The 17,611-nt window shown below is 67.3% G+C and carries 16 protein-coding genes; 5 read left to right on the top strand and 11 right to left on the bottom strand.

Annotated features, from left to right (window positions below):
* Positions 1 to 4 precede the first annotated feature (4 nt).
* The 4 genes from RTX79_RS00395 to RTX79_RS00380 are packed head-to-tail and all read right to left on the bottom strand — an operon-like array spanning position 5 to position 5,737.
* Positions 5 to 676, bottom strand: coding sequence for an inorganic diphosphatase (locus RTX79_RS00395; protein ID WP_312680940.1), 672 nt, complete (start codon positions 674 to 676; stop codon positions 5 to 7).
* Positions 673 to 2,055 carry a metallophosphoesterase gene (locus tag RTX79_RS00390; RefSeq protein ID WP_428695946.1) on the bottom strand — a complete coding sequence of 461 codons (1,383 nt, stop codon included), beginning with the start codon at positions 2,053 to 2,055 and terminating at the stop codon, positions 673 to 675. The genes RTX79_RS00395 and RTX79_RS00390 overlap by 4 nt, the downstream gene beginning before the upstream one ends.
* On the bottom strand, positions 2,049 to 3,179 hold the full coding sequence (locus RTX79_RS00385; protein WP_312680938.1) for a phytase: 1,131 nt from the start codon (positions 3,177 to 3,179) through the stop codon (positions 2,049 to 2,051). The genes RTX79_RS00390 and RTX79_RS00385 overlap by 7 nt, the downstream gene beginning before the upstream one ends.
* On the bottom strand, positions 3,179 to 5,737 hold the full coding sequence (locus tag RTX79_RS00380) for a TonB-dependent receptor (RefSeq protein WP_312680936.1): 2,559 nt from the start codon (positions 5,735 to 5,737) through the stop codon (positions 3,179 to 3,181). The genes RTX79_RS00385 and RTX79_RS00380 overlap by 1 nt, the downstream gene beginning before the upstream one ends.
* Before the next feature lie 163 nt (positions 5,738 to 5,900).
* Between RTX79_RS00380 and upp the strand changes: the two genes are divergently transcribed.
* A complete protein-coding gene (gene upp, locus RTX79_RS00375; RefSeq protein ID WP_312680934.1) occupies positions 5,901 to 6,536 on the top strand; it encodes a uracil phosphoribosyltransferase in 636 nt (211 codons plus the stop codon).
* A gap of 83 nt (positions 6,537 to 6,619) precedes the next feature.
* On the opposite strand, the gene RTX79_RS00370 is transcribed toward upp, so the two are convergent.
* From RTX79_RS00370 to rsmD, 6 genes are all read right to left on the bottom strand, one after another.
* The gene (locus tag RTX79_RS00370) at positions 6,620 to 7,507 is read right to left on the bottom strand and encodes an MBL fold metallo-hydrolase (RefSeq protein WP_312680932.1); all 888 of its coding nucleotides are present in this window, start codon (positions 7,505 to 7,507) and stop codon (positions 6,620 to 6,622) included.
* 84 nt (positions 7,508 to 7,591) lie between these two features.
* Positions 7,592 to 9,313 carry a gamma-glutamyltransferase gene (gene ggt / locus RTX79_RS00365; protein ID WP_312680929.1) on the bottom strand — a complete coding sequence of 574 codons (1,722 nt, stop codon included), beginning with the start codon at positions 9,311 to 9,313 and terminating at the stop codon, positions 7,592 to 7,594.
* The gene (locus RTX79_RS00360; protein WP_042612382.1) at positions 9,310 to 9,591 is read right to left on the bottom strand and encodes a YfhL family 4Fe-4S dicluster ferredoxin; all 282 of its coding nucleotides are present in this window, start codon (positions 9,589 to 9,591) and stop codon (positions 9,310 to 9,312) included. Before RTX79_RS00360 ends, ggt begins: the two co-directional genes overlap by 4 nt.
* Positions 9,592 to 9,747: 156 nt before the next feature.
* Positions 9,748 to 10,242 carry a hypothetical protein gene (locus RTX79_RS00355; RefSeq protein ID WP_057506679.1) on the bottom strand — a complete coding sequence of 165 codons (495 nt, stop codon included), beginning with the start codon at positions 10,240 to 10,242 and terminating at the stop codon, positions 9,748 to 9,750.
* A gap of 82 nt (positions 10,243 to 10,324) precedes the next feature.
* Positions 10,325 to 10,834: a pantetheine-phosphate adenylyltransferase gene (gene coaD / locus RTX79_RS00350; protein WP_042612384.1), complete on the bottom strand. Its 510-nt coding sequence runs from the start codon at positions 10,832 to 10,834 to the stop codon at positions 10,325 to 10,327.
* Between the two features lie 26 nt (positions 10,835 to 10,860).
* A complete protein-coding gene (rsmD, locus tag RTX79_RS00345) occupies positions 10,861 to 11,439 on the bottom strand; it encodes a 16S rRNA (guanine(966)-N(2))-methyltransferase RsmD (protein WP_309686573.1) in 579 nt (192 codons plus the stop codon).
* 662 nt (positions 11,440 to 12,101) lie between these two features.
* Between rsmD and htpG the strand changes: the two genes are divergently transcribed.
* The 4 genes from htpG to RTX79_RS00325 all read left to right on the top strand — a co-directional run bounded on the left by htpG (position 12,102) and on the right by RTX79_RS00325 (position 17,109).
* Positions 12,102 to 14,009, top strand: coding sequence for a molecular chaperone HtpG (htpG, locus tag RTX79_RS00340; RefSeq protein WP_312680921.1), 1,908 nt, complete (start codon positions 12,102 to 12,104; stop codon positions 14,007 to 14,009).
* Between the two features lie 253 nt (positions 14,010 to 14,262).
* Positions 14,263 to 15,624: a signal recognition particle-docking protein FtsY gene (gene ftsY / locus RTX79_RS00335; RefSeq protein ID WP_312680920.1), complete on the top strand. Its 1,362-nt coding sequence runs from the start codon at positions 14,263 to 14,265 to the stop codon at positions 15,622 to 15,624.
* 73 nt (positions 15,625 to 15,697) lie between these two features.
* A complete protein-coding gene (gene mutY, locus RTX79_RS00330; protein ID WP_312682142.1) occupies positions 15,698 to 16,714 on the top strand; it encodes an A/G-specific adenine glycosylase in 1,017 nt (338 codons plus the stop codon).
* 125 nt (positions 16,715 to 16,839) lie between these two features.
* Positions 16,840 to 17,109, top strand: coding sequence for an oxidative damage protection protein (locus RTX79_RS00325; protein ID WP_057508138.1), 270 nt, complete (start codon positions 16,840 to 16,842; stop codon positions 17,107 to 17,109).
* Here the strand turns inward: RTX79_RS00325 and RTX79_RS00320 are convergent, their stop codons facing one another.
* A complete protein-coding gene (locus RTX79_RS00320) occupies positions 17,110 to 17,547 on the bottom strand; it encodes a DUF6491 family protein (protein WP_057508139.1) in 438 nt (145 codons plus the stop codon). It abuts the gene before it with no gap.
* Between the last annotated feature and the right edge of the window lie 64 nt (positions 17,548 to 17,611).

Here is a 17,611-nt window from a genome sequence, read left to right as displayed (position 1 = left end):
GCCATCATAGCGATGGCGCGTGACCTGGCTGTAGAGCCGACGGGGTCGGCGCTGGCTGGGCGGCGTCGAAACGCTGCATCGACTGCTGGATAAGCACCTTCGCTTCGGCCGCATTGCCCCAGCCGCTCAGCTGTACCGGATTGCGGCCTTCGGGCAGGTCCTTGTACACGCGGAAGAACGCCTCGATGCGCTGGCGCTCGATCGGCGCCAGATCATCCAGATCGCGGACGTGGGCGTAGCTGGGATCGACCTTGTCGGTCGGCACGCCGATCACCTTTTCGTCCTGCTCGCCATCGTCGACCATCTTCAGGTAGCCGATCGGCCGGAAGCGCACGATCACTCCCGGGTGCAGCGGCTCGCGGGTCAGCACCAGCGCGTCCAGCGGATCGTTGTCTCCGGCCAGCGTACGCGGCATTGAACCGTAGTTGGCCGGGTAGGCGACCGGCATCGACTGGAAGCGGTCCACATGCAGCAGTCCGTCCTGCTTTATTTCGTACTTGGTGAAGCTGCCCGCCGGGATCTCCACCGCCAGGTTTGCTTCTTCCGGGGCCTGCTTCGGCTGCGCGGCCAGGAACGGATGCAGCACCGTATCGGCGGCGATCGCGGCGCCGGCCATCAGGGTCAGGCCGGCGGCCAGTGCCAGCATCGGCAACGCGTTGCGCATGGGGGTCTTCATTCCCAGCACCGGTCCTTGCGGCCGGTCGGCGCGTGCGGGCGCAGGCAGCGCCGCGGTGCGATGCGGCCTTCTTCCAGCTCCACCTTCCTGGTGCTGCCATCGGCCTGGCGGACCAGTTCGAAGGCATCGTAGAGCTTGCCGGTGACCGTACGCGCTTCGTAATGCAGGCGTTGCGGATCGATGCGCAGCACCTGGAACAACTGGGTGTCCTCGGCCACCGGCGACATGGTCTGCAGGGCCTCCTTCGACAGCCGGTACTGCTTCGGGCTGGCATTGCTGACCACGAACTGCGGGGTCGCCATGCCGTCTTCGCCACGGCGGCCATAGGTGTGGTCATGGCCCTGCAGCACCAGGTCCACCTCATGGCGGCGCACCACCGGCAGCAGGGCCTCCTGCAGCACCGGGTTGTGGCGCCCCCGCGCCGGTGAGTAGAACGGCTGGTGCACCACTACAATCGTCCACGGCTGGGTATTGCTGGCCAGCACCTGGTCCAGCCACCGCGCCTGCGCCTGCGCGGTGCCGAGATCCATCGCCGAGGTGCCATCCAGCACGGCGAAGCGCACCCCCTGGTAGTCGAACCAGTAGGTGCTCTTCTCTGCGCCCTCGGCCCCGTTGCCCGGCAGTGCGAACGTGGCCGGCCAATGCCGCGCCATCACCCGCCGCTCCTGCGGGGTGTCTTCGAATTCCTCGAAGTACTCGTGGTTGCCGATGGCCGGGGCCAGCATCGTTTCCTGGGCCAGCCAGCCGGTGGCGGCGAACCACTCGCCCCACTCGCTGTCATCGGCGTCGTAGCCGCCACTGACCAGGTCGCCGGCGAACAGGCTCAGGTTGGCCTCCGGCGCGGCCTTCTGCGCCGCCCGCACCACCCGGGTGACATGGCTGAGGTTCTTGTTCTGGGTATCGCCGAAGTACAGGAAGGTCAGCGGCTGGTCCGCGCTTCCCGCGGTACGCAACTGGTTCCAGGCGCTCCAGGTGTCCTTGCCCTGCACGCGGTAGACGTACAGCGTGCCGGGTTCAAGCCCGCTCACATCCGCGCGATGGTGGTGCGACAGGCCGTTCTCGGTCTGCAGCGGCTGGCTGCTGGCGGTGACGCGGGTGATGGGGCCGAAGCCGGGCGTATCGTCGGCTGGAGCGATTTCCAGCAGCGGCGCCTGCACGCTGCCATCGGTGCGCCAGCGCACCGCGAATCCATGCGCGGCATCGGCCGCCGGCGAGGCGACGATGCGGTCCGGGAAGCCGCTGGCGGCATAGTGGCGGTTGCCCGCCGGCACCTGGCTGTTGGGCTCCACGCGCGCGGCGAGGTCGTCGGCCAGCGCCGCGGTGGCAGACAGCGCCAGTGCGAGGCCGAACGCGAGGGAAGCGAGGCGCGCGATCACGATGCGCACTCCAGCGGCAGCGCCAGCGCCTTGGCGATCTGTTCCCAGTCGAAGGCGACCACCCCCTGGTCATCGTGCACCGCATACAGCGCGCCATGGGGGAAGCGCGGGCTGCCCTGCTGCATCATCCAGATGCCATCGGTATTGGCGACCTTGTTGCCCTGGAACGATCCCACCAGCTTCAGGCTGTGGCGGTCGAACAGATGGAACACGCTGCGCTCCTTGCCCTGTTCGGTGGTGATCCACCAGCCGTCCTTGCCGCAGGTACGCAGCATCACGCCTTCGGCCTGTGCCTTGAACACATCACGGCCGAAGGTGGTGCCGGTGAAGCGGCCTGCCAGCGTGTACACCTTGAACTCGCTGGCGTAGGTCTCGTCCTCTTCGGCCACCAGCAGGCGGTCGTTGGCCGGATCGCCCCAGATCGATTCCACCACGCGCAGCGCGCCGGCTTCGCTGGTGTCGCCGATGCTGGCGGCCAGCGTGGCGGTCACCTCCGCGCCATCGCGGCGCACGTGGTACTGGCGCACGCGCTTGTCCAGCTCGGCCAGTGGCGGCAGGATGTCCTTGCCCTGCGCGTCCTCGCCGTTGTCCCAGGAATCGGTCACGTACACCGCATAGCCATCGGCGCGCTTGTCCACCCACAGGCCGTACGGCTTGCGCAGGTCGTCGGCACCGAATACCGCCAGCGCAGTGAAGTCCGGCAACGAGAACACCTGCACGCGGTGGTTGTCACGCTCGACGATCCACAGCAGGTCATCGGTCACCGAGATGCCGTTTGGGCGATCGAACTGGCCCAGCGCGGTACCGTGGCTGCCGACCTCGCGCAGCGACGCGCCGGTGCTGCCGTCGTACACCACCAGCTTGTCGGTGGCCTTGGCCGTGGCGATCAGCCAGGTCTTGCCGTCCGGTGCCGTCCAGGCCGCCGGGGAATCGATGTTGTCATCCGGGGTCATCGGGGTCAGGAAGGCTTCGGCCAGCGTGGCGACCTGGCGTTCGGCGCTGGCCTCCCCGGCGGCAGGCGCCCTGGCGGCGGCGGCGTTGCCCGGCGGCGCAATCGGCGGGGTGCGCGTGCAAGCGGCCGCCAGCACCAGCGTCACCGCGCTGGCCAGCAGCATGCGCCGCGCCATCACAGCGACACCTTCAGGCCGACCGCATAGGTGCGGCCGTATTCTTCCAGCTGCAGGGTGCGCGAGCGCGTGCCCTGGTAAAGCTCAAGCGGCTTGTCCAACAGATTCTGTGCCTCGAAATACAGGCTGACGCGGGGGCTGAACGTGTAGTCCAGCGAGAAATCGAGCTGGGTGTGCGGGGCGACGAAGATGTCGAACGCACGGCCGGTGCCGATGCTGTCGAGGTATTCGCTGCGGTACACCGCGGCAAGGCGCGTGCTCAGGCCGTACTTTTCGTACCCGACATGCGCGCTGTACACATGCCTGGACGCCCGTGGCAGCATGAAATCATCGCCGGCGCGGTCGGCCAGGCCCGGATCGAAATCGGTATCCAGCCAGGTGCCGCTGGCACCCACCAGCAGGCCATCCAGCCCCGGCGGCAGGAACGCGAGCTGCTGCTGGTAATTGAACTCGGCGCCGCGCACGGTGGCCTTGTCGCCGTTGATCGCCTGGGTCACGTCGAAGCCTTCGTAGGCCGGATCGTTCTGGCGGACGGTCTCCACGATGTAGCCGTCGATGGACTTGTGGAACAGGCCCAGCGAAACGATGCCGGTGCTGCCCAGGTACTTCTCCACCGACAGGTCGATGTTGGTCGATTCGTACGGATCCAGTGACGGGTTGCCCAGCCGCACTTCCTCGTCACCGCGGCTGTAACCCACGCGCGGGGAGATGTCGCCGAAGGACGGACGCGAGACCGTCTTGTTGGCCGATGCCCGCAGCACCCAGTCATCGGCCGCGTCGTAGCGCAGGTGCAGGCCGGGCAGCACGTTGCTGTAACTGCGGTTGGCCACGCGCGGGGTGACGGTGAAGCTGCGCTCGTCTTCGGCCACGTCGACCTGGTTGCCGACCGCGCTGAACTGGGTGTTCTCCACGCGCACGCCGCCGATGATGCGCAGCGCACCGATGTCCCAGGTGCCCATCGCGTAGGTGGCGAAGATGTCTTCGCTGGCGCTGTAGTCCTCTTCCAGCGAGGTCACTGCGTTGGCCCCGGTCTCCTGCGGGCGTGCACTGTACAGGCCGCTGTTTGCGGCCCAGTAGCGGCGCATCAGCGCCGAGCTCATGCCCTGCCCCAACGACCCGTGGCGATGTTCGGGCGCGCCGGTGGCCCAGCTGTCCAGGTCGATCGCCGGCCCGCGGCGCAGCTCCACTTCGTTGACGTCCACGTCGCGCTCGCGCCAGCGCCCGAGCAGGCCGATCTTGTAGCTGGCGTTGTCGGCGTCGAAACGCACGTTGACCTGCGCGCTGTGTTCGTTGTCGTCCACCCGCTTGGGCGACAGGATCATGCGGTCGTAGGCGAAGTTGGCGTTGTCCATCCAGTCGTTGTTGGACAGTGTGTAGCGCGGCAGCCGGCTGCGCTGGTCCAGGGTGCCGGACAGGTCGTCGGCATCGAGCTCGAAGCGTGCCTCCATCTCATCGTCCACGCGTTCTTCGGTCTTCGTGTAGCCCACCTTGTAGTCGACCACCGCAGAGGTCAGCCGGTTCTCGCCGCCCAGGCTCGCAGCGAAGGTGTTTTCTTCCTTGGTGCGGTAGCGCATGCGCTTCTGGATCGCATCGGAAGGCAGGTCATCCAGCCGGAACTGGTCGTTGCCGGTGGCCACCACGTCGGCATCTTCGAAGTTGAAGATCGTGCGCTGGCGCGTTTCCGCGTCGTCGAAGCGGCTGTACAGCGTGCGCAGGTAGTAGCTGCTGCCTTCGCTGGGACGCCAGTCGAAGTTGAGGTTGGCGCCGATCCGCTTGCGCTCGATTTCGTACTTGCGGCGCTGCAGGTTGATCGCGGTGACATCGCCCGGCGTGGCATCGTCTTCGCCGTCGTACTCCACTTCGGTGTTGTCCGATTCGAACTTGCGGTTCTGGTAATTCACGCCCAGTGCCACGCCGAAGGTATCGGCGAACACCTCGCTGTAGTTGATCGCCGCCTTCGGGCTGGTGTGGCCGGACAGCGGCTGGTGGCTGCCTTCGATCTTGCCGCGCAGGCTGCGCCCATCGCGGTCGAAGGCCGATGCGGACTCGACCAGGATCGCACCGCCGATGGCATCGCCGGGCATGTCCGGGGTCGGCGACTTGACCACGCGCAGGCGCTCGGTGGAATCGGACGGAATCACGTCCAGCGGCGCGGCGCGGCTGGAATCCTCCGGCGTGCCCACCGCGATGCCGTCGATGCTGACGCTGTTGAGGTTGGCGTCCAGGCCACGCACCACCACGAAGCGCCCTTCGCCCTGGTCGCGGGTGACGCTGACACCGGGCAGGCGCTGCAGCGATTCGGCCACGTTCTTGTCCGGATACTGGCCCAGCGCATCGGAAGACACGGCGTCTTCGATGGCATCGCTGCTGCGCTTGAGGTCCACCGCGCGGATCTGCGATTCCAGCTGGGCACGCACTTCGATGCGGTCCAGGTCGGTGGCATCGGCGGCGAGGGCACTGGTGGCGGCCACGTCCTGCCCGGCGGCATGCAGCGGTGCAGCAACCCCCATTGCCAGGGTCAAGGTGATGGCAATCGCCAACGGTGTCTTGGTCTGCACGGGTGTCCCCATTCGGTGTGAAGAATGGGAGGGCAAGGTATGTCGGCGAGGTTTCACCGGCATGACACCGGGGCACCGGATCCGGCGACGCGTCCCCGCGCTGGCCGCGACCGACGGGCTGCGGCAGAATACAGGCCTCTGCCTTTCCCCTTTCCCGCCCCCCATGAACATCGTCGAAGTGCGCCATCCGCTGGTGCAGCACAAGATCGGCCTGATGCGCAACGCTGCGCTCAGCACCAAGGATTTCCGCGAACTGGCCAACGAACTGGGCACGCTGCTGGCCTACGAGGCCACCGCCGACCTGGACACCGAATCGCACACCATGGAGGGCTGGTCCGGCCCGGTGACGGTGCAGCGCATCGCCGGTGCCAAGATCACCGTGGTGCCGATCCTGCGCGCCGGCCTGGGCATGCTCAGCGGCGTGTTGTCGCTGATCCCGGCAGCCCGGGTCAGCGTGGTCGGCCTGCAGCGCGACGAGGAAACGCTGCAGCCGGTGCCCTACTTCGAACGCCTGACCGGCCGCCTCGAGGAGCGCGATGCGCTGATCCTGGACCCGATGCTGGCCACCGGTGGCACCCTGATCGCCACCATCGACATGCTCAAGCGCGCCGGCGCCCGCCGCATCAAGGGCATCTTCCTGGTTGCCGCGCCGGAAGGCATCGCCGCCGTGCAGGCCGCCCATCCGGACGTGCAGATCTACACCGCCGCCATCGACGACCACTTGAACGAGAAGGGCTACATCCTTCCCGGCCTGGGTGATGCCGGCGACCGCATCTTCGGCACCCGCCTGATCGGCTGACAGAAAAAAGGGGACGGAGGGAATTAAGTCGCAATCGGCCAGACCGCGGCCGATTGCGACTTAATTCCCTCCGTCCCCTTTTTTCAGGCGAGGGCGCGGGCCTTGAGTTCGCCCTGTTCGTGCACGGTCACGAAACGGCCTTTGTCGTCGCGCTGCAGCTGCGCCAGCGCTACCTGCGGGTCATGGGTGAAAAACAGGTGGACGTTGCGCGCCAGCTTGTCTTCGAGGAACTGTTTTTTCTCGTCGATCAGCAGCTCGGCATTGCGGTCGTAGCCCATGGTGATCGGCACGTGGACCCACGAACGGCCCGGCACCAGGTCGGCGCAGAACACCACCCCGCCATGCGCCTGCCCGTCCCTGCCCGGCTGGCCGACGATCTCGGCCAGCATCAGGCCCGGGGTATGCCCGTCACTGAAGCTGAAGCGCACGCTGCGGCCCAGCACGCGGGAGTACTCGCCCTGCACCACTTCAAGTCGTCCGCTCTGCTGCAGCAGCGCGGGCAGTTCGGGGATGAAGCTGGCGCGGTCGCGCGGATGCGGCTGCAGTGCCCGCTGCCAGTGTTCGGCACCCACCACGAAGGTGGCATTGGGGAACAGCAGTTCCGGCTCACGCCCTTCCACCCACGGCGCCAGCAGGCCACCGGCGTGGTCGAAATGCAGATGGCTCAGGACCACCACGTCGATGTCTTCGTGCTCGAAACCGGCTTCACGCAGGGAATCGATCAGCACATGCTGGTTTTCCTGCACGCCGTAACGTTCGCGCAGGCGCGGCTCGAAGAACGCGCCGATGCCCGTTTCGAACAGCACCGTCTTGCCTTCCAGCGGGCTGGCCAGCAGTGCGCGGCATGCCAGCTCGATGCGGTTGAGTTCGTCGGGCACTGCCCATTTTTCCCACACCGCGCGCGGTGCATTGCCGAACATCGCACCGCCATCCAGGCGCTGCGTGTTGCCGCGGATCGACCATAGTTTCATGCGGCAAGTATCGGTCAGCCAGCGTTAAATAATCGCTAGCCGGAGCGATGACGCCGAGCGTGGCCCGGCGCTGCCGTGACCGGATTACTTCACCTCGGCGCTGCCCACCGGGTTGCGCGGATCACTACCGCCAAAAAGGGTGTTGCTGCGACGATCCCATTCGACGGTCTGCAGGTTGCCCCAGACGTGGCTGGAACCGCGGCCGCCTTCGGCGCTGTCGCCAGGCAGGTCGATCTTGTGGCCCATCGCCTGCAGCTGCTTGATGGTGCCGGCATCGAACGCACCGGTCTCCGCTTCGATCGCATCCGGCAGCCACTGGTGGTGGTAGCGCGGCAATGCGGCGACCTGCTGTGCGGTCAGACCCTGGTCGTAGCCCAGGATGCCCAGCAGCACCATGGTGATGATGCGGCTGCCACCGGGCGTGCCGAGCACCACCACTTTGTCGGCGTTTTCCATGAAGGTCGGCGTCATCGAGCTGAGCATGCGCTTGCCCGCCTTCGGCGCATTGGCGGCATAGCCCATCACGCCGAACGCATTGGGCGTGCCCGGCTTCAGCGCGAAGTCGTCCATTTCGTTGTTGAGCAGCACGCCGGTGCCCTTCGGGATCAGGCCCGAGCCGTACAGCAGGTTCACCGTCTGGGTCGCGCCGACGCGGTTGCCGTCGCGGTCTATGATCGAGAAATGCGTGGTCTCGTCGTCTTCCAGCGGGGTCGGGTTGCCCGACAGCAGGTCGCTGGGCGTGGCCTTTTCCGGGTGGATGGTGGCACGCAGGCCCTGCGCGTAGTCCTTGCTGGTGAGCACCTTCTGCGGAATCTCCACGAAGTCCGGATCGCCCAGGAAGAAGGTACGGTCGCGGTAGGCACGGCGCATCGCTTCCACCACCAGATGGGCGCGGTGCGCCTCATCCATCGACTTGATATCCCAGCCTTCCAGGATCTGCAGCATGCTCGCCAGCGCGATGCCACCGGACGACGGCGGCGGCGCGGTGGTGATCTTCCAACCGTTGTAATCGAACACGATCGGCTCGCGCGCCTTCACCGTGTAACCGGCCAGTTCGTCGGCGGTCCAGCGGCCACCGGCCTGCTTGACGCCGGCCAGCAGCAGCGCGCCGGTCTGGCCGCGATAGAAACCATCGAAGCCGCCATCAGCCAGACGCTCCAGCGTGCGCGCCAGTTCCGGCTGCTGGAACAGATCGCCTTCGGCGATCGGCTTGCCGTTGCGCAGGTATACCTCACGCGTGCCGGGATAGCGCTCCATCACTTCGCGCCGCGACTGGTAGCCCTTGGCCATCCGCGCATACACCGGGAAGCCTTCGCGGGCGATGCGGATCGCCGGCTGCAGCGAGGCCTTCAACGGCAGCTTGCCGTGCTTGGACGACAGCTCCACCAGTGCTGCCGGCAGGCCGGGAATGCCGGCCGACCAGGCGCCGTTGACCGAACGGTCACGATCCAGGTTGCCGTCCTTGTCCAGGAACGCCGCCTCGGTGGCCGCGGCCGGCGCGGTCTCGCGCGCATCCAGCATCAGGTCCTTGCCCGAAGCCGCATCGTGCAGCAGGAAGAACCCGCCACCGCCCAGCCCGGAGCTGATCGGCTCGACCACGGCCAGCGTGGACGACACCGCCACGGCCGCGTCGAAGGCGTTGCCGCCCTGGGCCAGGATCTGCATGCCGGCCTGGGTGGCCAGCCGGTGGCCACTGGCAATGGCCGCGCCATCGGGATGGGCGGCACGGGCCGGGACAGCGGCATGGGCCAGCGGGGCGGACAGCAACAGGCCCAGCAGCAACAAGGGGCGCAGGATCGGGTTCATTCGGATGGGGGCTCCGCGTAGAGTTCGGGGTGATCGTGCTGCAGGCCACGTAGCTTGGCCATCAGCTGGTCATGCGTTTCGACGATATCCGGGTCCGGGTCGATGCACTCGACCGGACAGACGACCACGCACTGCGCTTCGTCGAAATGGCCCACGCACTCGGTACAGCGCGCAGGGTCGATCACGTAGATGGTTTCACCCATCGAAATGGCCTGGTTGGGGCAGGCCGGCTCACAGACGTCACAGTTGACGCAGAGCTCGTTGATTTTCAGCGACACGGCGATGACTCCTCGCCCGCGCACCGCATCCGGCCAGCGCGGGCCGGGATGCTGGACTGGCACCGGCCTGCGCGGGCGCGCGGGCCGGTCAGGGGCGCCGCCACGAAGGCGCCGCCCACGACCACGCCGGTTGGCGTGGCCGCTACCGCACGGGAATTACTTGGCTTCGACGAAAACGTAGTCGGCACCGGTGGGCTGCACGACGGACTGCACGCGGGCGTTGTCAGCGGCTTCGCCGATGAACAGCACGCGCACGTTCTTCATCGAATCCGGCGACACGTCCTTGAACACGACCTGGATCATGTCGGCCATCTTGCCCGACGCCGACGAACCGAAGGCCAGCATGTTGCCCGGCTGCACGCCACGGGCGACGGCCTGGGTGGCGCTCTCGGTCTGGCGCTCGAACTTGGCAGCGAACTCCGGATCCGATTCCGGTGCGAGGTAGTACAGGAACGGGCTGTTGGTCACGGTGCCCATGTTCTGCACGGCGACGGTCTGCAGGTACTTCTTCCAGCCGGCATCGTCGTCCTTGGCCGGGGCGACCAGCGCCTGCTGTGCATCGGCAGCGGCAGCCGGGGCTTCTTCCTTCTTGCAGGCAGTGAAGGCCAGGGCCAGCGAGGCCAGCAGCATCGCGCGCATGGTGGTGTTCATGGATGATCTCCCGTGGTGGTTCTGTGGATTGCAGTGGATACAAAAAGGTGCCGACGGCGGTCATCCGCCACGGGCGGGTGGATCAGGCCTGCGCCGCCTTGGCTTCGCGGGCCTTGCGCAGCGCGTCGAGCACCGACGCCGGCACGAAGCCGGACACGTCGCCACCCAGGCGTGCGATTTCACGTACCAGCGAGGACGAAATGAAGCTGTGCTGCTCGGCTGGTGTCAGGAACAGGGTTTCGACTTCCGGGATCAGGTGGCGGTTCATACTGGCCATCTGGAACTCGTATTCGAAATCGGAGACCGCGCGCAGGCCGCGCAGCAGGATGCCGCCCTGGACCGAGCGCACGAAGTGCGCCAGCAGGGTGTCGAAGCCGATCACTTCCACGTTGTCGTGGTGCGACAGCGCCCCGCGTGCCAGCTGCACGCGCAGCTCCAGCGGCAGCGTCGGGCCCTTGGACGGACTCTGTGCCACGCCCACGACCACCTTTTCGAACAGCGGCGCTGCCCGGTTCACCAGGTCGATGTGACCGTTGGTGATGGGATCGAAGGTGCCCGGATAGACAGCGATGCGACGATTGGCGACGGTCATGTGCGGTCGTGAACGTTCAGATTGGGTCAAAGTGTAGCAGTGGCGCGCCGGTACAGCGCAAAGCGCACCTCGCGGGTGCCGCCTTCGCGGTGCAGCAGCCAGTCCGCCGGCAGCGCCGGGGCCTGCCCTTCCGGCGATTCCAGGTACAGCCAGGCATCGGCGCTGAGGTGCCGCGGCAGCAGCGCAAGCGTGCTGTCCCACAGCCCGGCGGCGAACGGCGGATCAACGAAGGCGATGCTGGCCTGGACCGGCGCTGCGGTCTGCAGCCAGCGCAGCGCATCGGCCTGCACCACCTGCACGCGGGCCTCGGCCTTCAGCCGGGTGACCACGGCGCTCAGGTTGGCCACCAGCTGCGGGTCCCGCTCGACCAGGGTGGCATGGGCCGCACCCCGCGACACCGCCTCCAGCCCGAGCGCGCCACTGCCGGCGAACACATCCAGCACGCGGGCGCCGCCAAGGCGGGGCATCAGCCAGTTGAACAGGGTTTCACGCACGCGGTCGCTGCTGGGACGCAGACCCGGCAGGGTCGGCACCGGCAGCCGGGTATTGCGCCACTGCCCACCGATGATGCGGACCTGGCCGTCGTTGCCAGCGCGACCGCTCATGGCGCGCAACCGGAGGTGACCCGCGCACGGGTCGGGTTCATGGAAGTCAGCATGGTGCGATTGTAACGGCAGCGCGGTCTGCGGCGAACGGCGGAGCCCCTCGTGGTGGGTCGCGGGGAGCTTCGGTTCAAGGGGTTGGGCCGGGCGGGAGGGGTTGGTGGGGGACGGCAAGGGCCGCATCCTGCGGGCCTCGTTTCGTGCCATCCATGGCACGGGTCCACGCCATCGCATTCGCGCTGCCGCTCCCACGCTTTGCTGCGCAAACCGTGGGCCCCTCTTCACCAGCACCCACACCCCGCCGCTTCGCGGCCGCCCCTGACTCAGGGGCTCCCTTCACCTGTCAGCGCTGGGGACCCCTGCCTTTGTTCTCTCTTTTTTCCGGGGTGGGCGCACGGAACATGTCACAGGGCCGGGCGGGAGGGGTTGGTGGGGGCGTTGAGCGCCATGGATGGCGCGAAACGAGGCCCGCATGGATGCAGTTTTTGCCGTCCCCCACCAACCCCTCCCGCCCGGCCCGACCCTTGAACCGAAGCTTCCAGCGACCCACCACGAGGGGCTCCGCCGTTCGCTGGCTGCCCAAAGGCCTTGATAACGGGACAATCACCCTCACCCCTTGCCCAGGCCGCACACGCTGGCGCGGCAATGACACGGAGCTCCATGCCATGACTGAAACGACACAGACCGAAACCCTTGGCTTCCAGACCGAAGTCAAGCAGCTGCTGCAGCTGATGATCCATTCGCTGTACTCGAACAAGGAAATCTTCCTGCGCGAACTGGTCTCCAATGCCGCCGACGCCGCCGACAAGCTGCGCTTCGAAGCATTGACCCAGCCGGCGCTGCTGGAAGGTGACAACGACCTGCGCGTGCGGGTCAGCTTCGATGCCGATGCCCACACGGTGACCATCGAAGACAACGGCATCGGCATGAGCCGCGAGGAAGCCATCGCCCACTTGGGCACCATCGCCAAGTCCGGCACCGGCGACTTCCTGCGCCAGCTGTCCGGCGACCAGAAGAAGGATTCCCAGCTGATCGGGCAGTTCGGCGTCGGCTTCTACAGCGCCTTCATCGTTGCCGACCAGGTCGATGTGTACTCGCGTCGTGCCGGCGCGCCGGCGGCCGAAGGCGTGCGCTGGTCCTCGCGCGGCGAAGGCGAGTTCGACATCGCCGCGGTGGGAAAGGCCGAGCGTGGCACCCGCATCGTGCTGCACCTGAAGGACGGCGAGCATGACTTCGCCGATGGCTGGCGCCTGCGCAGCATCCTGAAGAAGTATTCGGACCATATCGGCCTGCCGATCCAGATGCCGAAGCAAGCCGCTCCGGCCGAAGGTGAGACCGAAGCACCGGCGCTGGAATGGGAGACCGTCAACCGCGCCAGCGCGCTGTGGACCCGCCCGCGCACCGAAGTCACCGATGCCGAATACACCGAGTTCTACAAGCACGTGGCGCATGACCACAGCGATCCGCTGGCGTGGAGCCACAACAAGGTCGAAGGCAAGCTGGAATACACCTCGCTGCTCTACGTGCCCGGCCGCGCACCGTTCGACCTGTACCACCGCGAAGCGCCGAAGGGCCTGAAGCTGTACGTGCAGCGCGTGTTCGTGATGGACCAGGCCGAGCAGTTCCTGCCGCTGTACCTGCGCTTCATCAAGGGCGTGGTCGATTCCAACGATCTGTCGCTGAATGTTTCGCGCGAAATCCTGCAGTCCGGCCCGGTCATCGACTCGATGAAATCAGCGCTGACCAAGCGTTCGCTGGACATGCTGGAGAAGCTGTCCAAGGACAAGCCGGAGCAGTACGCCATGTTCTGGAAGGAATTCGGCCAGGTGCTGAAGGAAGGCCCGGCCGAGGACTACAACAACCGCGAAAAGGTCGCCGGGCTGCTGCGCTTTGCCTCTACGCGCGGCGAAGGCGATGCGCAGACGGTGTCGCTGGCCGACTACCTGGGCCGCATGGCCGAGGGCCAGGACAAGATCTATTACCTGACCGGCGAGAGCTACACCCAGGTGCGCAACAGCCCGCACCTGGAAGTGTTCCGCAAGAAGGGCATCGAAGTGCTGCTGCTGACCGACCGCATCGACGAGTGGCTGATGGGCTACCTGACCGACTTCGACGGCAAGCGCTTCGTGGATATCGCACGCGGCGACCTGGACCTGGGCGCGCTGGAAAGCGAGGAAGACAAGCAGGCGCAGGAATCGGCCGCCAAGGACAAGCAGGCGCTGGTGGAACGGCTGAAGACCGCCCTCGGCGATGACGTGGCCGAAGTGCGCGTGTCGCACCGCCTGACCGATTCGCCGGCGGTGCTGGCCATCGGCGAGCAGGACCTGGGCCTGCAGATGCGCCAGATCCTGGAAGCGAGTGGCCAGAAAGTGCCCGACAGCAAGCCGGTGCTGGAGATCAACCCGGGCCATCCGCTGATCGCCAAACTCGACGCCGAAGCCGATGGCGAGCGCTTCGACGACCTCGGCCGGGTGCTGTTCGACCAGGCCGCGCTTGCCGCCGGTGACAGCCTGAAGGATCCGGGTGCCTACGTGGCGCGCTTGAACAAGCTGCTGCTCGAACTGTCTGCCTGAGCAGAGGCTGGGTGACGACTGCTGGTGGGCGACGACTGTTGGTGGGTGACGACCGTTGGTCGTCACGCCTCCAGCCGCTGCGCTCGCCGAGCATGGCTCGGCGCTGCCGGTCAGGGGCGCCACCACGAAAGCGCCGCCCCACCGGTAGTGACGGCCGTTGGCCGTCATTCACCTCCCTGCGCTGCCCCCCTCCACACGGGCCCTGACGGGCCCGGTGGTAATCTACCCCCTGATCTAAAGCCGTTACCTGCCAATGCTCAGTTTCTTCCGCCGCAAAAAAGCCCAGGACGCCTCGCAGGTCGATGCGCCCAAGACCCAGCACTACTCGGCTGAAGAGCTCGCCGCTGCGTTTCCTTCGGCCAGGCCGGCACAGCCGCCGGAGCCGGTCGCCGCGCCGGTAGCGGAGGCACCCGCGCCCGTAGCGGAAGCAGCGCCGCAGCCGGTTGCACAACCGCCTGCAGCAGCGCCCGTCTTTACACCTGCACCTGCACCTGCACCTGCGCCTGCGCCTGCACCTCAATCTGCACCGGCAGCTGCCGCCCCGGAACGCGTGCTGGCGCCGGAAGATTTCGAAGCAGAAGCCCTCGCCGCGGCCGCGGTACTGGCTCCACTGGCCCCGGTCACCCCGGCGCCTGCACCGGCCGCCCCCGCCGCCGACCTGCCGGTGCTGGTCGATGCCGAGCCCGCCCCGGCCGGCAAGACCGGTTGGCGCGAGCGCCTGCGCAACAGCACCTTCGCACGCAGCTTCGGTGGCCTGTTCTCGCGCAATCCCAAGCTCGACGATGATCTGCTGGATGAAATCGAAACCGCACTGATCACCGCGGACGTGGGCGTCACCGCCAGTACGACGTTGGTGGAAAGCCTGCGCAAGCGCATGAAATCGCGCGAGTTCGCCGACGCCAATGCGCTGCTGGCCGCGCTGCGCGCGGACCTGATCGCGATCCTGAAGCCGGTCGCCCAGCCATTGCTCATCGACCGCAACGCCAAGCCGTTCGTGGTGCTCACCGTGGGCGTCAACGGCGTCGGCAAGACCACCACCATCGGCAAGCTGGCCAAGCGCTTCAAGGACGAAGGCCACAGCCTGATGCTGGCCGCCGGCGATACCTTCCGTGCCGCCGCCGTGGCGCAGCTGCAGGCCTGGGGCGACCGCAACGGCGTCACCGTGATCGCCCAGGGCCAGAACGCCGATGCCGCTTCGGTGGCCTTCGATGCGTTGCAGGCCGGCAAGGCGCGCGGCACCTCGGTGTTGATCGCCGATACCGCCGGCCGCCTGCATACCCAGTCCGGCCTGATGAACGAGCTGGGCAAGATCCGCCGCGTGCTCGGCAAGATCGACCCCGGTGCGCCGCATGAAGTGCTGATGGTGATCGATGGCACCACCGGCCAGAACGCGTTGTCACAGCTGCGCCAGTTCAACGCGGCGGTGAATGTCACCGGCCTGGTGGTGACCAAGCTGGACGGTACCGCCAAGGGCGGCGTGGTGTTCGCGCTGGCGCAGGAGTTCGGCATCCCGATCCGTTTCGCCGGCATCGGCGAACGCCCGGAAGACCTGCGCGTGTTCGAGCCCGAAGCCTTCGTCGACGCGTTGCTGCCCGAAGCACTCGGCAGTGCCTGAGGCCGCCACCGCGGTTGCGGCCACGCCAGCACCGGCGTCGGCCGCCGGCGGTGATGACCGGTTCGTCGCGCGGCTGCTGCACTGGTTCGACCAGCACGGCCGCCATGACCTGCCCTGGCAGCACCCGCGCACGCCGTACCGGGTGTGGCTGTCGGAAATCATGCTGCAGCAGACCCAGGTCGCCACGGTCATCCCGTATTTCCTGAAGTTCCTGCAGCACTTCCCCACCCTGCCCGACCTGGCTGCGGCCGACAACGATGCGGTGATGGCGCAATGGGCCGGACTCGGCTACTACGCCCGCGCACGCAACCTGCATGCCGCCGCCAAACGCTGCGTGGCCGACCACGGCGGCGAGCTGCCGCGCGATTTCGATGCGCTGCACGCGCTGCCCGGCATCGGCCGCAGCACCGCCGGGGCGATCCTCAGCCAGGCCTGGAACGATCCGTTCGCCATCCTGGATGGCAACGTCAAGCGCGTGCTGACCCGCTACCACGGTATCGAAGGATTCCCCAGCCTGCCGGTTGTCGAACGGCCGCTGTGGGCGTTGGCCGAAGCGCACGTGGCCCACGTGCCGGACGGACGGATGGCCGATTACACCCAGGCGCAGATGGACCTGGGCGCGACGCTGTGCACGCGCAGCCGGCCGGCCTGCGTGATCTGCCCGCTGCAGGAAGACTGCGTGGCGCGCCGCGAGGGACGCACCGCCGAACTGCCTACGGCCAAGCCGGGCAAGGTGCTGCCGGAACGCGAAGCGACGGCCCTGTGGCTGCGCGACGGACACGGACGCGTGCTGCTGCAGAAGCGCCCGGAGACCGGAATCTGGGCCTCGCTGTGGACCCTGCCGCAGGCCGACAGCGGCGCGGCGCTGCAGGAGTGGTTCGATGCGAACGTGGACGGGGCGCTGGAAGATGCCGAGGAACTGCCGGTATTGCAGCACACCTTCAGCCACTACCGTCTGCACCTGCAGGTACTGCGCACGCGCGTGCAGGGCCTGAAGCACGAGCATCCGATGCTGCGCTGGGTGGCGGCCGTGGACCTGCCCGCACTGGGCCTGCCCGCGCCCATCCGCAAGCTGCTGCAGGCAGGCTGAGCGCAGGCACCCGGTCGCGCCGAGCCCTGCCTGGCGCACGTTGTCCCGCAACTGCGATCCCGGTTACAAAGGCCGCCGAGCGTGGCTCGGCGCTACACTAGCCCTTCGAACACGAGTACCTGCCCATGCCCCGCACCATTTTCTGCCAGTACCAGCAAGCCGACGCCGAAGGCCTGGATTTCGTGCCCTACCCCGGCGAGCTTGGCCAGCGCATCTTCGCCAACGTCGGCAAGCCGGCCTGGAGCGCGTGGCTGGCCCACCAGACCATGCTGATCAACGAAAACCGGCTGTCGCCGCGCGATCCCAAGCACCGTGCATTCCTGGAAGAAGAACTGGTCAAGTACCTGTTCTCCGGCAACGCGGAAAAGCCGCCGGGCTTCGTGCCGGAAGCCTGATCAGTCCTCGCGCGCCTGCGCCTGCGCGTGCCGCAGCTGCTGCTCTGACGTCCGCAGTGCCTTGACGTCCAGCGGGCGGATGCTGCCGATGTAACAGGGCATCTGCGGGCCTGGGCCCGGCCCGCGCACCAGCACCTTGTCCAGCCGCGCCGATACCCGCCCGACCCGGCTGGTCAGCCCGATCGCCTGCGCATACGGCAGGTCCGGGCACGGCCCGGTCAACTCCAGCAGGAAGGCCTGGCCCGGCCGGGTCCACACCGCCAGCGCGCTGTCGCCCAGTTCGTTCCAGCCGTTGAGGTTGCCCTGGAAAGGCATGTCACTCTGCGGCGCACCGGCGTGGGCGCGGTACAGCGCCAGTCGTTGGTCGCTGCCCAGCCGCCCACTGCTGGCACAGGCGGCAAGGCTGGCGCACAGGACGGCAATCATCAGGCGTTTCATGGCGGGGCTCCATGGGGATCAAGCCGATGATGCAGCCACGCCCGTGAACCCGGTAGTGACGGCC

Source organism: Stenotrophomonas chelatiphaga (genome assembly GCF_032054965.1).
In the GTDB taxonomy this organism is placed as follows: domain Bacteria; phylum Pseudomonadota; class Gammaproteobacteria; order Xanthomonadales; family Xanthomonadaceae; genus Stenotrophomonas; species Stenotrophomonas chelatiphaga.
Note: the sequence above shows the minus strand (reverse complement) of the source record. Positions and strands in the feature narration are given on the sequence as shown.

Bases quoted from the DNA above. Each gene is read 5' to 3' on its own strand.
- RTX79_RS00395 (WP_312680940.1), bottom strand. From the start codon at position 676: ATGAAGACCCCCATGCGCAACGCGTTGCCGATGCTGGCACTGGCCGCC.
- RTX79_RS00385 (WP_312680938.1), bottom strand. From the start codon at position 3,179: ATGGCGCGGCGCATGCTGCTGGCCAGCGCGGTGACGCTGGTGCTGGCG.
- upp (WP_312680934.1), top strand. From the start codon at position 5,901: ATGAACATCGTCGAAGTGCGCCATCCGCTGGTGCAGCACAAGATCGGC.
- RTX79_RS00370 (WP_312680932.1), bottom strand. From the start codon at position 7,507: ATGAAACTATGGTCGATCCGCGGCAACACGCAGCGCCTGGATGGCGGT.
- ggt (WP_312680929.1), bottom strand. From the start codon at position 9,313: ATGAACCCGATCCTGCGCCCCTTGTTGCTGCTGGGCCTGTTGCTGTCC.
- RTX79_RS00355 (WP_057506679.1), bottom strand. From the start codon at position 10,242: ATGAACACCACCATGCGCGCGATGCTGCTGGCCTCGCTGGCCCTGGCC.
- coaD (WP_042612384.1), bottom strand. From the start codon at position 10,834: ATGACCGTCGCCAATCGTCGCATCGCTGTCTATCCGGGCACCTTCGAT.
- rsmD (WP_309686573.1), bottom strand. From the start codon at position 11,439: ATGAGCGGTCGCGCTGGCAACGACGGCCAGGTCCGCATCATCGGTGGG.
- htpG (WP_312680921.1), top strand. From the start codon at position 12,102: ATGACTGAAACGACACAGACCGAAACCCTTGGCTTCCAGACCGAAGTC.
- ftsY (WP_312680920.1), top strand. From the start codon at position 14,263: ATGCTCAGTTTCTTCCGCCGCAAAAAAGCCCAGGACGCCTCGCAGGTC.
- RTX79_RS00325 (WP_057508138.1), top strand. From the start codon at position 16,840: ATGCCCCGCACCATTTTCTGCCAGTACCAGCAAGCCGACGCCGAAGGC.
- RTX79_RS00320 (WP_057508139.1), bottom strand. From the start codon at position 17,547: ATGAAACGCCTGATGATTGCCGTCCTGTGCGCCAGCCTTGCCGCCTGT.